The following is a 13,573-nucleotide window of genomic DNA, read 5'->3' on the forward strand; positions in this document are numbered from 1 at the left end:
AAGCTTAAAAAGCGACAGTAAAATCAGAAAAAAAAACGGTAGATCAGGTGCGTCGCCTTCATCTACCGTTTTACTTTACTCACCGTAAACACCGTGAGTTTTTGTTTATTTAATTATTCTCCAGCCCAAAGTGATTCAATTGTGGATTGGTATGATGCTAATGTTGATTCTAAGTCAATGTTTGGTTGACTTAAGATATCTTCCATCATTACTGAGATTTCATTGTATACTGCATTTGCATTCGCAGGAATTGTGAACATATTTGAAGTGATTTCTTTTGCGATTGGTGCAATCATGCTATCCAAGCTTGTATATGCATCACTTTCAATAACACTTGTTCTTACAGGAAGATATCCTGTGTTTTCAGCCCAGTATAATGTTGATTCAGCGGATGTTAGGAAATCCATGTAAAGGAATGCCGCTGTTTTTTGTTCAGGTGTTGCATTTGCGAACATGAAGTTATCAGTACCTTGTTGGATTCCTTTTTCTACAGGAACTGCAACAGCACCTGGAGTAAATTTACCTTCAGCACCACTCTTAACATATGTTTCACCAGCAGTTGAACCGATGTTCATAGCGATTAATTCATTACCAAATGGTCCTGATAGATATTTATCACTACCTGCAATTCTTAGGTATCCACCTTTGATTCCATCAAGATACATGTTAATTACTTCTACTGAGTCAGCTGATGTTACATCGAGTGTATCGTCAAGTTTATGACCACGGTTAATCATTTGAGTTACATAATAGTTATTGAGTGAGTCAAATCCACCACCAACAACTGCCCCATTTGATTTTTCCGCAACAGTTTTTGCTGCAGCAAGGAAATCGTCGAATGTAGTTGGTGCCTCGATTCCATATTCTTCAAAAATATCTGAGTTATAGAACAATGCTTCTGATGATTTATTGAATGGTAAACCATATTGAACATCATTAATTTTAGCACCGTCCATAAAACCTTGAATAATGTCACTTACATCTTCAATACCAATTACGCTGTTTGTAATATACGGTGTAAGGTCTTGTAGAAGTCCGTCTTGCGCTGCATCATAGAACCAGTTTGTATACCCTTGAGTAATTGTTGGTAAGTTCGCTGGGCTTGCCATTGTTGCTGTTAACTTTTGTGACAAGTCCGCGTATGATGATTGATTTTGCAATACAATTGTAATGTTTTCGTTTGCTGCATTAAAATCATTAGTTAATTTAGTTAATGCTTCTTCTTGAGCACCATTCATTGCATGCCAGTAAATTACTTCAACTGGTTCAGTAATTTCAGTAACAATACTTTCGTCGTCTTTGCTTCCTGTTCCATTTGAACATCCAACAATTAACATAAGTGCAAGCACGCTTGCTAATAATTTCTTAAACATCGTGTGTATTTTCTCCTTTAGATAGTCTCGCCACGTTGTGGGAGATGGACTGATCCGTATGGATTCAGTAATAAATCTGGGCGCAATGTATGAATTGGAACCAAGCATTTTGGTTGGATCATTTCAATAATTGCGTCTAAGTCATTTGGAAAAGCATGCCCAGTACATCCTACATGATTAAACTCGATTCCCTTGTCCAGGAATTGTTGTTTAAATACAAGGTATGCAGGGTCAAATAATCCAAGTGGATCTGCATCACAGTGAATGTAGATTCCCCCTGATTGTAGTTGATCATCAAATCCTTGAATTTGCCACAGATATTTCTCAGGGTGTTCATCTCTTTGTGAAATATCTACTTCAAGTTCAGGATTCAATCCCCAGTCTTTGTTTGGATCCTTCTCGTATAAACAATCCATATCCAATAAAGACTTCAGTATGTAAGCCATTTTCTCCTTAAGAACCACGCTCCTTCTTACCTTGGCTACAATATGTGCAAAACGCTTAACGTTTGCAAGATACCCGTTGAATGTAATTTGTTGATTTGGATGGTTCTCCACTTCATCCACAATCCAATCCAACAGTGCTTCTTCAGACGCAAACTTATTCGTCTTAGACTCGGGTCTCCCTTCAAAACTGATCGAGACGCCCTCCATAATAAGCATGTCACAATTCTTTGCCTTTTCACAAAAAGCAACTGTATCTGCGCTATCAAAGCCATGCAACCTCAGGTCACCCGTATAGGCAATCACACAGTCGGGTGTACGAATCATCATACCGCAAGCGCCATATGCATCATGATCCACACGATGCAATGTCACTTCAATATCCCCAACTTTGATCGTGGAATCAGGTTTCACACCTAAAATCTCACGGGTTACATAATCTTTGTTTATTGCAGGCAGTACGAATGTACCATCCTGATTAAGGAGCTCAATTAAGCGTTTTGTATCTTCTAGTGCATATAATGGCACTTGAGGATCCAGGTAATTAATCATGCGTGTATGGTCGAGATGGCAATGGCTTAAGAATACCGCAGTATTCGCACCATTTACTGTTCTTCCAAAAACTTCATCATACACATCAAGTTCAGGGATTAATCGATGTTCGATTAATGTATCTAAGAGTTCATCTTTCAATTTTAACTCTGGTCTGAACTCAGTTCCAAAGTCAAAGAAAATTCGGGAACCTTCATAATTTATTTCAATAACCGTTCCACCAATAGTAAGTACACCGGCATGAAATGTAATCCGTGTTTTTCTATCCTTTAATTCCATTTTTGGATACCCCGCTAATAATTTGTTTTCTAAATGCAAAGTACAGAATCATCACTGGGACGATTGTGATTGTTGATGCAGCCATCTGTAGTTGAACTTGTGAACCGGCTTCGGTCGCAAATGCACTGAGTCCGTTGTTCAAAAGTCTCATGGCTGGTGTATTGGTTACAAGTAATGGCCACAAGAATGCGTTCCAACTTGAAATAAAGCATAAGAGTCCAACCGTAACGAGTGCTGGCCTCATAATTGGAAGTAATACTTTCCAAATAAATTCTAAGTCACCACACCCATCAATCTTCGCAGCACGATAATATGAGTTTGGGATGGTTTCCATATATTGTTTCAAATAATACATATAGAACACACTCGCAAAGAATGGTAAGATCAGCGCAGCGTATGTATCTAAAAGACCAAGTCGTGCAATTGTTTGAAAGTTTGTAAAGACGATGGCCTCAAAGGGAATCATCAATAAACTAATTAACCCAAACACTACTAAATTCTTGTGTTTAAATTCAAGCATTACAAGTGCAAACGCTGCAAGGACTGTGGTTACCAATACGCCAGCAGTGGTTACAATTGAAACAAGTGTTGTATTAAAGAAATACCGTGCAAACGGTGCTTTTTGAAGCACTTCCACATAGTTCGACCATTGAATTACAGCTGGGAAAAACTTAGGTGGTATGCTGATTGACTCTTGAAATGTCATTAAACTTGCGATAATCATATACACAAATGGGAAGAGTGTCACAAATGCCATAATGATTACAAACGCATACGCAAAGAAATTTACTATTTTTTTCATACAGTCACCTACTTCGTAATCCATGCGATTACTTTATTTTGAATGAATGTAATTAGCAGAATAATTACAAATAAGATAATTGTCGCAGCCATCCCTTGACCAAATCGCGTTTGAACATAAAACTTGTCATAGATATAGAACACTGCAGTCATTGCACTATTCGCAATCCCCGCTTTCCCACCAAACAGCGCAAATACTTGGGTATATACCTTAAACGCTGAAATGAGACCCACCGAGAATAAAAACGTAATAATCGGAATTAACTGCGGTACGGTAATCTTAAAGAATTGTTCTCGCTTTGTTGCACCAAACATATCTGCAACTTTGTAGTATTCTTGGTTAATACTGCGTAAGCCCGATAATAGAATAATGATGTTGAAAGCAAGACCTGACCATACACCAAAGATAATCAACGTCCAAACACTCATATTCACATTATCTAAAAAGTTAATCGGTGCAATACCCACAAATCCTAAGAGATGGTTTATCATCCCATAATCAAAGTTAAACAGGTATCGAAAGACAACCCCGATTGCTACTGTACTTGTTAAGTATGGCAGAAAGAAAATCGTTTCAAAGAATGATTTAAACTTCAAACGATCAAAAATCAACCATGCAATGACAAGTGAAATTATAATACCAATCGGAACAACTGCAAATGCGTATAATGCGGTATTTTTCATTGCATCATGAAACTTAGGATCTGTAATTACAACTTGATAATTGCGGATTCCATTGAACGACATATTTCCTAGACGTCCGGATTGAAAGGACATAATAAATGATCTAAATAATGGGTAGATACTAAATACAAAGACAATCAGTAAGGTTGGAAGTAAAAACAACCAGGCACTGCGTGAGTTTTCAGCGCTATACTTTAGTTTAAACTTTCCCATTAGTAAACGCGTGTCCCATCTTCCTTAAAGATAAAGAGACGTTCTAAATCCATTGAGAATCCATAGGATTCATTTTCTTGGATACTCTCCTCAATTGATACAAGACTCTTCATATGTTGATTACCAAGCTTGAAACTCACGATTGCTTCTTTCCCCATCAATTCAATTAAGTCAACATCACAGACAAATGAACTGTTTGGATCATATGAAATATTCTCAGGTCGAATCCCAATAATATACGTTCCTTCTTCAAGGGCTTCTTTGAATCTTGATTGATCGAGCTTATTTGTATCAATTGACAATCCTTCAAAATGAAGGTTGTTGTCTTTATATTCAACTGGAATCATGTTCATTCCTGGATTTCCTATAAAGCTTGCTACAAATAAGTTCTTTGGTTCTAAATATAAGTTTTGTGCTTCATCGTATTGTTGGATAACCCCATCATTCATCAATACAATCTTATCGCTGATTGACATTGCTTCTTCTTGATCATGTGTTACAAAAATTGTTGTGATTCCAATTTTCTTAACAAGTCGACGAATTTCTTCTCGAATTCGAAGACGCAAACGCGCATCCAGATTACTGAGCGGTTCATCGAGCAAGAGTATTTTAGGTTGTTGAACGAGCGCACGTGTAATCGCGACACGTTGTTGCTGTCCCCCAGACATTGAATCTGGCTTCTTATCCGCTAATTCAGTGATGCTTGTCAATTCCATATATTCATATGCAATTTTCTGAGCGTCTTCTTTACTCATTTTATTCTTCCCAACACGCAGTGGGAACATGACGTTCTCCAATACTGTCATGTGTGGATACAATGCATAGTTTTGAAACACGAGACTCATATTACGATCTTTAGGGTGTTTTGTTACGAGTGATTCCCCATCATTCTTGATATCCCCTTCAGTTGGATCAAGCAATCCGGCAATGAGGTTCAATATTGTAGTTTTCCCACACCCACTTGGTCCTAATAGACAAACCAAGTCTCCTTCTTCGATTTGCAAATCTATCTTCTTTAGTGCCTCAAATCCATTTGGATAAACTTTTCGCAGGCTTGAAATTTCAATCATGGCTTTCCTCTCATCATGTATATCTCTTCTTGCATAATAATAATATCATATAAATATAAATTTAATATATCAATTGTATTTTTTATCGATTTTCACACAAAAGATGCTAGTAAACCGATGCAATAATAATGTACAATATAATGTTACAGGTAAATCACTTTTTTGTGTATCACTTTTCTTTGCAGAAAAACAAAAATAATTGAGTTATTAATCTATCCGTTGCTCCATTAGTTTTTTCAATGCGCACATCACAATAGAGTTAAGTAACACTTAAGGTTTGTCCTCTATAATGAACTTCGTAATACAAAGAAGGACAACATTATGAGATCAAAAAGAAACCCAATTCGTACATTTTTCCTATTCAGTTTATCTGCCTTGCTTTTATTAGTTGGTGGTTATGCTTTAGGTCAGCGCTTCCCACTCACAATACAGACAACACTTTTCGCGCAAACCAGCCTTGAAGATGACATTGAGCTCACACACCGCATTTTAATCATTGCAGGACATGGAAGTGATGTCACAGGGTGGTATGATTCAGGAGCAATTGCTTATGATGGGGAATATGAAGCCACTTTAAATAACGAACTTGCGAAATCGCTACAGAATTCACTCTCAAATTACGGAGTCGACAGCGATATTCTCACTGAAAATGTCTACCGCAACATGATGTACTATGATGAACCCTATGTTTTTAGTGGCTATGACTTTGTAATTGAGCTGCATTTCAATGCGAGTGACCGCGGAACCTATACGGGAACTGAAATCATTTATAATTCCTATAATGCATCAGATTTATCCGTGCATCAGGCTGTTGCGGATGAATTGGAAACCTTGAGTGGATCAAGCATGATTTATGAAGATGACGAATTTTTAGTTCAACGAACAATCGCCCAACAAAATATTCCAAGTATGTTGCTTGAAACGATCTATATCGACAATTACAGCGACTATACCTTATATCTAAACAATAAGGCAGCTTTTGTTGACGCAATTACACAAGGTCTTCTCACAATCTATAGGTAACGATATAAAAACTATTCATGTGCGCGATTTGTACAAACGCTAAAAAGTGATGAATCTCCTTTTTGAAAACTGCAGATTTCTTCTTTTTACAGATACTTTAGTTCAATGTTATAATGTTATCTAACAAGGGGGGAATCGGGGATGAAAAATTTGATACATAATATATCAAATAGGATGAGGATTACGATTAAACAAGCGACCGCGTTAGTAGTAGTGATTGCATTACTATTGGTATCGACTGCTGGGCTTGGGGTTTGGGCAGTGATGTCAGACAAGGCTAGCAAGTTACCAGATACGGGAAATGGTGCTGCTGGTCATGATAATGACGAGGAAAAAGCCTCACATGCATATTCAATCTTGTATGAGGGAGCGATTCCTGTAATTCAAGGTGAAGATTTAAACTTAGCCAAATACTTGTCTGGTGATTTCGCAGCAGCAGAACTTGTTGATTTTGACAATGGTGTTGTTGGTGAGCAGACTGTAGCAATCAAATTAACGTATGAAGATGGCTTTGTAGTTAATGCTACGTTAGATGTAAACGTAATGGCAAAAACTGCAGAGACTGAGGAAGAAGTTAAAAAGGCTGAGTCAGGTTCTACCGGATCGACTTCGACGGGTTCTACCGGTGGATCAACTACTCCTAATCAAACAACTAAGGAAGTAACTACAACTGAAACGATTGCGTATAGTACAACATATCGTGATAACGCAAGTCTTGAAAAGGGTTCTGAACGTGTGGTTCAAACGGGTGTTAATGGCGTTCGCACTATTGTAACCCGAGTAACGTATGCGGGTACTGTAGAGACAAAGAAAGAGGTTATTTCTAGCAAGGTAACTCAAGAGGCTGTCAATCAGATAGTTGAACGCGGTACTAAGGTTGCAGCTACACCTGCACCAACTCCTGCTCCGGCACCACTGGTTACAACCAAAGATTTAACAACAACGGAGGAGGTTGCGTTTACTACGGAGTATCGCGATAATGCAAACTTAGCTAAGGGTGTTGAGAATGTTATTCAAAACGGATCGAATGGTACGCGTACAATTGTGACTCGAGTGACGTATACAGATGGTAAAGAGACGGGACGTTCTGTGGTATCGAATACTGTAACTGCAAACCCTGTTAATAAGATAATCGAACGTGGTACAAAGGTTGAGGTTACGTATTCCACAACTTGGTATAACACTGAGTGGCGAATTTATGCTATAGAAGCGAAGGCACAGATGATGGCTGATGCAGATGCATACATGAGAGCAAATAATTATGCCAACTATTTATGGGTATCTGATACGGTTGAGGGTTCAGATGGAAGTACTATTTCGGTATACAGTGTGACGTTTTTGGATAGAGATGGTAATGGGGTAACTTTCTCTAACAGTTCAGTGAAAGTTCAAGTAGTTAAGTCCGGAAATCAGTGGGTTAGAAAGTAACAAAGGTGTGTTTTAATATGAACCCATTATCAAGTACAATGTAAAAAATTAGATAACCTTTATCACTTAATATTCTCTATACTCCAAGCAGGATGTACTTTGTTTTCAATTTGAAATGGATTCTAAATCATTCTTAATTTGAACTGGAGTATGATTTGGATTGCCAGTTTCTGCTAGATCCCGATGTTGTTTCCAAGCAAGTCTTTTAGTTTGGGATTCTAGAGCATTATCCCAACAATTACCTCTTCTTAACATCGCTTGCCAAATTTTAGATTTTTCAATAAGTGTCAGGAGATTTTTACTTGTATAGTGTATACCTTGATCAGAATGGATCAAGGTTTTTTACTTCCTAGAAATCTTATGATTTGAAAGTGAATCATTTACTGTTTCAAACACATGATCTATCTCTTTATGCCATAGTATACATAAGTAATATCGGTAAACAATACTCGCCACTTCCAACTGTGTCAAATTTTCGATTGAGGATATTTGACATCACTGTATGCTCATTCTTTGCCTGAGCCATACGTCGATAAGGATTCGTTTTTGCTTTTATCACATTAATATCAATACCCGCTTCATACTGGGCATAGAAACGCTCTTTAAAATCCTCAGAGTATGTAATTGGATTCTCCCATACATCTTTGACATTTGGATTTTCAAGTAGATATGTAATTTGTGTTTGCGTGAATTTTGCTTTTCTCTTATGATGCTTCTATTTCATTTTATTATCCATCAAAAAAACCCTATAAAATAGAATCATGTTTTTACATGTCTATTCTATAGGGTCTGTTTTAAAGATACACCACTTTTTTATTTTGCTATAAAATCTCTTTAACCGTCTTCACAACATTTTCTACTGTGAATCCAAATTCTTTAAAGAGAACATCACCCTTGCCAGAAGCGCCAAATGTGTCGATTGTGACAGCTTTACCATCAAATCCAATATAGCGTTCCCATCCAAATGAAGATGCAGCCTCGATTGCTACACGGCTTCTTACAGCGCGTGGCAATACAGACTCTTTGTATTCGCACGATTGTTTCTCAAAGAGTTCGAATGAAGGCATACTTACAACACGTACCCCAACACCTTCTTCTTCAAGTGCTTGAGCTGAATCCAGCGCAAGTGAAACTTCTGATCCAGTTGCGATTAAGATTACATCAACCTTGTTTGCATCTTTCAGAACATATGCACCTTTAAGAGCATCAGGTCCTGTACCTTCAAGTTGCGGTAAGTTTTGACGTGATAATACAAGTCCTACTGGAGCATCTTTCGATGTCATTGCTGCAGTCCAACCTGCCATTGTTTCACGTGCATCCGCTGGTCTGAATGTGATGAAGTTTGGTTGTGCACGAAGCATTGCAAGTTGTTCGATTGGTTCGTGTGTTGGACCATCTTCACCCACACCAATACTGTCGTGTGTTAATACATACGTCAATGGAACGTGCATAATAGAAGAAAGACGTGCCATTGGTTTGAGGAAGTCTGCAAACACAAAGAAGGTCGCTACATATGATTTCAATCCACCATATAATACGATTCCATTCCCCATTGCTGCCATTGCATGTTCACGTACACCAAAGTGTAAGTTTCTACCCGCATAGTTTTCAGGTTGGAATGATGCTTCTTCACCCATTGCAGTCATGTTTGATTTCGCTAAGTCAGCAGATCCTCCAAAGAGATTTGAGTATTTCTTGCTGAGTCGGTTAATAATGTCTCCTGAAACATTACGAGTTGCTTGTGCTTTATCACCAAAGTCCCACAATGCTTCATCATTAATAAATTCTTCAACTGTTAATTCACGGTTGTCTTCAGCCCATTGTTTCGCAAGTTCTGGGTAAGCTTTTTCATAGCTTGCAAATAACTCAGCCCATGTGTTATACGCTTGTGCACCTTTATCTTGTAAGGTTTTTGCATAGTCGTATACTTCAGGTGCTACATAGAATGGATCCATGCTTGGATAGCCGATTGTTTCTTTCAACAATCTTACATTGTCTTCACCCAATGGTGAACCGTGTGTTTTTTCAGATCCTTCAAGCGCACTGAATGCTCCGATACGTGTTTTAATTTCAATGAATGATGGTTTATCAAGGTTTGATTTTGCTTTTTCAATTGCTGCATTAATAGCATCAATGTCATTACCATCTTCCACTAAGAATGTTTCAAAGCCATATGCTTCATAACGTGCACGTACGTTTTCTCTAAATGCTAAATCTGTGTTTCCTTCAATTGTGATGTTGTTTGAATCGTATAGGACGATAAGACGCCCGAGTGCTAAAGAACCTGCAAGTGAAGATGCTTCGCTTGTAATTCCTTCCATCATACATCCATCGCCACCTAATACATAGGTGAAGTTGTCAAACACTGGATATCCTTCGCGGTTATATTTCGCTGCAAGGTGTGCTTGAGCCATTGCCATACCAACTGCTGTTGATAGACCTGCTCCAAGGGGTCCAGTAGTTGCTTCGATTCCTTCTGCATGACCATATTCTGGGTGCCCTGCAGTTTTTGAACCGAATTGTCTGAATTGTTTTAAATCATCCTGTGTTACATCATAACCAAATAGATGCAACAGTGAGTAAAGCAATGCTGATGCATGCCCTGCTGACAATACAAAACGATCACGATTAATCCATTTTGAATGTTTCGCATCTTGTCTTATATGATTTGCCCATAATGTGACAGCAGTTGGTGCTGCACCCAATGGCATTCCAGGGTGACCTGAGTTGGCTTTTTGTACTTGGTCTACTGATAATACACGCACTGTATCAATAAATTTTTGTTCAATCTTTTTATCCATACTTACCTCTTTTCTCTTTATATACTATACCATAAACTAAATCATGTTTTCACGACCCTTTTATGGTCATTGTTCACTTTAAACGTTAATTTACGCTACTAAATCAATATGTTGTTGCATTGCATTGGATAACCGTTCGAACATTTCTTGAGCATCCTTCAATGTCGCGCCTGAAGCACAGTAGTAAAATTTACATTTTGGTTCAGTTCCTGAAGGTCTAATTGCAATCCATGAACCATTTTCTAGATGGTATTTTATAACATTCGATTGTGGGAATTCAGGCATTGATCCATCAAGGAAATCATCCACTTTAACAATCTCAATTCCATCAATTTCTTTAATATCACTGGTTCTAAAATAATCCAGTAAGCGTGAGATTCGACTTAACCCTTCAGCACCTGATAGTGTTAAAGCAATCTGATTGTCAGCGTATGCTCCGTGTGTCTCATACAGTGACTCTAACACATCAACAAGTGTCATCCCTTGATTGTGATAGTAGTTTGCGGATTCCACAACCATAACACATGCTTGAAGTGCATCTTTATCTCGCACAAAGTCAGCAAGAAGATAGCCATAGCTTTCTTCATAACCAAACACAAAGGTTTTATCTTTCACGGTATTATGATGTTCAATTTTCTCACCAATATACTTAAATCCTGTGAGTGTCTTTTCTACGGATACATCATAAGACTTCGCAATTTTTTCACCCAAATCAGAGGTTACAACTGTATTGAACATCACTGGATTAGCAGGCATTGTATTCAAATCGCGATGTGTACTGTAAATATATTCTTGTAAAACAGCGCCACCTTGGTTTCCAGTTAAGTATTCATAAGTTCCATTATGCTTAACACAAATTCCCATGCGGTCTGCATCTGGATCACATACTAACACTAAATCTGCGTCAACCTTACGTGCATATTCAAGCGGTAATTCATAAGAACGCTTATCTTCAGGGTTTGGTGATTTAGTATTTGTAAAGTCAGGATCATATTGTTTTTGTTCTTCAACAACTACAACATCATAGCCAAGTTCCTTCAATATATCAGGTACAAGTGGATAAGACGTTCCATGTTGTGATGAAAAGACAACTTTTAAATCTTTTACAGTTTCATTTCTTAATGCAATTGACTTAATCTTATCAAGATACTGTACATCAAAGGCTTCATCAAGGCCATGTACTAAGGAGTCATCATAGTGTTCAAGGTCTACTTTTGTTTCATCACCAACAGCATTGACACATTCAATAACTCGTGCGATTTTTTGGTCTACCAATTGGCATCCTGTTTCATCATACACTTTATATCCGTTGTATTCCTTTGGATTATGACTTGCAGTCACAACAATACCACCAACACAGCCAAGTTCTCTTACCGCAAAGGATAATTCTGGCGTTGGCCGTGGTTTTTCAAACACATAGGATTCTATACCGTATGTTGATAAAATCCGTGCACTCACTTGTGCAAATTCACGTGATTGATGTCTATTATCATACGCAATCGCAACCTTTAGTGTCTCAACTTCACCTTTAAAGGTTTCAACTAAATATTGCCCGAACCCCACATTCGCTTTCGCAACAGTATAAACATTCATACGGTTTGGTCCAATTCCCAAAAGACCTCTCATCCCCGCAGTTCCAAATTCTAAAGTTTTGTAAAACGCATCATAGCGTTCTTCTTCACTCATTAAATCGTAAGCTTGTTTAACCCACGCTACCTTCTCCCCAAGATTTTTCCATAATTGTAATGATTCCATACGCAACCCCTTTCATCTAGACATAAAAAAATAGAAGATCTACATCTTCTATTTTAGAGTAATTCAAGAATTATGCAATTACTTTTTGAGTCTTTAGGACTTCTTCAATTGTTTGTACAGCAGCTTCAGCATCTTCACCTTCAGCAGAAATCGTAATTTCTGATTGAGTTGGGATACCAAGTGACATAACACCCATGATGGATTTCATGTTCACTGAACGCCCTTTGTATGACAATTTAATTTCACTCTTAAATTTGCTCGCTGCATTTACAGCTACAGTAGCTGGACGTGCGTGTAATCCTACTGGATCAACAACTAATGCGTTAAATTCTTTCATTCATTTACCTCCTATAGATAATCATATATATTTTACCTTAAATTCACCAACAAAACAACCAAAAACGCTTACACTGTTTAATTGTTGTATAAAATTTTACCGAAAATTTGCACATTTACCCATCTCATCATTAATGAATTTTATTGCTTTCGCACAAAACATCTCAAAACGGTCTTTAGTTTTTCAGGTGCAACTTTTCTGAAATCGGAAATATAAATTTCTTTATGCATCTTTGTTGTCCGTTCTAAACCATTTTCAGCCATATATTGCGCCATGATTTCAAAACTTTGAGGCTCATCATCATACGATCCCAGGTGCATCATCTGAACACATAACCCATCTTCAATTTCTTCAAATTTCACATCATCAAACAGTGGGTTATCATTTTTAGATTTTGCTTTCAGTAATGCACTTTGAAATACTTCATGTGTTACAAAGTCTGGTTGACGAATCATGATTGTATACATCAGTTCATTTTTATCCAGATGATCCATTTCAATCCCTTTTTCAGTGAGGCTCCACACCCCTTCTAAAGGATACACTGTGTACTCAAAGTACCCTTCTGGTGTAACACCACTTTTTGGCATCATGCGAATTGCATAAGCAATTGGATATAACGCTTCTATATGTTTTTGAAATCCAGGATCATTTGGATTCCCTTGTCCTGAGATTGTTAGATACTTCATCTTTGGAACTTCAATTAATTCCGGTTTTTGCTTTGGAAGGTATATTGATTTCTCTTCTTTACGCCACTCATGTTTCATCTGTGTATGCTCCCTTTTGTGAACCTCATTTTATCTGTCATCATTATACC

12 protein-coding genes are annotated in these 13,573 nt (G+C 37.7%); 2 read left to right on the forward strand and 10 right to left on the reverse strand.

The window, feature by feature from the left end; all coding sequences use genetic code 11:
* Positions 1-113: 113 nt before the first annotated feature.
* The 5 genes from AOC36_RS10855 to AOC36_RS10875 are packed head-to-tail and all read right to left on the reverse strand — an operon-like array spanning position 114 to position 5,415.
* A complete protein-coding gene (locus AOC36_RS10855; protein WP_067634194.1) occupies positions 114-1,373 on the reverse strand; it encodes an extracellular solute-binding protein in 1,260 nt (419 codons plus the stop codon).
* Positions 1,374-1,390: 17 nt separating this feature from the next.
* On the reverse strand, positions 1,391-2,647 hold the full coding sequence (locus AOC36_RS10860; protein ID WP_067634198.1) for an MBL fold metallo-hydrolase: 1,257 nt from the start codon (positions 2,645-2,647) through the stop codon (positions 1,391-1,393).
* The gene (locus tag AOC36_RS10865) at positions 2,631-3,449 is read right to left on the reverse strand and encodes a carbohydrate ABC transporter permease (RefSeq protein WP_067634202.1); all 819 of its coding nucleotides are present in this window, start codon (positions 3,447-3,449) and stop codon (positions 2,631-2,633) included. The genes AOC36_RS10860 and AOC36_RS10865 overlap by 17 nt, the downstream gene beginning before the upstream one ends.
* 8 nt (positions 3,450-3,457) lie before the next feature.
* Positions 3,458-4,345: a carbohydrate ABC transporter permease gene (locus AOC36_RS10870; RefSeq protein WP_067634206.1), complete on the reverse strand. Its 888-nt coding sequence runs from the start codon at positions 4,343-4,345 to the stop codon at positions 3,458-3,460.
* Entirely contained in the window at positions 4,345-5,415 is a 1,071-nt protein-coding gene (locus AOC36_RS10875) for an ABC transporter ATP-binding protein (RefSeq protein WP_067634208.1), read from the reverse strand. The genes AOC36_RS10870 and AOC36_RS10875 overlap by 1 nt, the downstream gene beginning before the upstream one ends.
* A gap of 321 nt (positions 5,416-5,736) precedes the next feature.
* Between AOC36_RS10875 and AOC36_RS10880 the strand changes: the two genes are divergently transcribed.
* Positions 5,737-6,438 carry an N-acetylmuramoyl-L-alanine amidase gene (locus AOC36_RS10880; protein WP_067634211.1) on the forward strand — a complete coding sequence of 234 codons (702 nt, stop codon included), beginning with the start codon at positions 5,737-5,739 and terminating at the stop codon, positions 6,436-6,438.
* Positions 6,439-6,579: 141 nt separating this feature from the next.
* The gene (locus AOC36_RS10885) at positions 6,580-7,866 is read left to right on the forward strand and encodes a G5 domain-containing protein (protein ID WP_067634212.1); all 1,287 of its coding nucleotides are present in this window, start codon (positions 6,580-6,582) and stop codon (positions 7,864-7,866) included.
* Between the two features lie 105 nt (positions 7,867-7,971).
* On the opposite strand, the gene AOC36_RS12255 is transcribed toward AOC36_RS10885, so the two are convergent.
* From AOC36_RS12255 to AOC36_RS10910, 5 genes are all read right to left on the reverse strand, one after another.
* The gene (locus AOC36_RS12255; protein ID WP_157777189.1) at positions 7,972-8,121 is read right to left on the reverse strand and encodes a hypothetical protein; all 150 of its coding nucleotides are present in this window, start codon (positions 8,119-8,121) and stop codon (positions 7,972-7,974) included.
* Between the two features lie 566 nt (positions 8,122-8,687).
* A complete protein-coding gene (gene tkt, locus AOC36_RS10895) occupies positions 8,688-10,667 on the reverse strand; it encodes a transketolase (protein ID WP_067634215.1) in 1,980 nt (659 codons plus the stop codon).
* Positions 10,668-10,757: 90 nt separating this feature from the next.
* Complete coding sequence (locus AOC36_RS10900) at positions 10,758-12,422, reverse strand: phospho-sugar mutase (RefSeq protein WP_067634217.1); 1,665 nt, start codon at positions 12,420-12,422, stop codon at positions 10,758-10,760.
* 70 nt (positions 12,423-12,492) lie between these two features.
* Positions 12,493-12,759, reverse strand: coding sequence for a phosphocarrier protein HPr (locus AOC36_RS10905; protein ID WP_067634219.1), 267 nt, complete (start codon positions 12,757-12,759; stop codon positions 12,493-12,495).
* A gap of 140 nt (positions 12,760-12,899) precedes the next feature.
* Complete coding sequence (locus AOC36_RS10910) at positions 12,900-13,523, reverse strand: GyrI-like domain-containing protein (protein WP_067634220.1); 624 nt, start codon at positions 13,521-13,523, stop codon at positions 12,900-12,902.
* Positions 13,524-13,573: the final 50 nt, after the last annotated feature.

The sequence above is a fragment of the Erysipelothrix larvae genome (assembly GCF_001545095.1).
Lineage (GTDB): Bacteria > Bacillota_I > Bacilli_A > Erysipelotrichales > Erysipelotrichaceae > Erysipelothrix > Erysipelothrix larvae.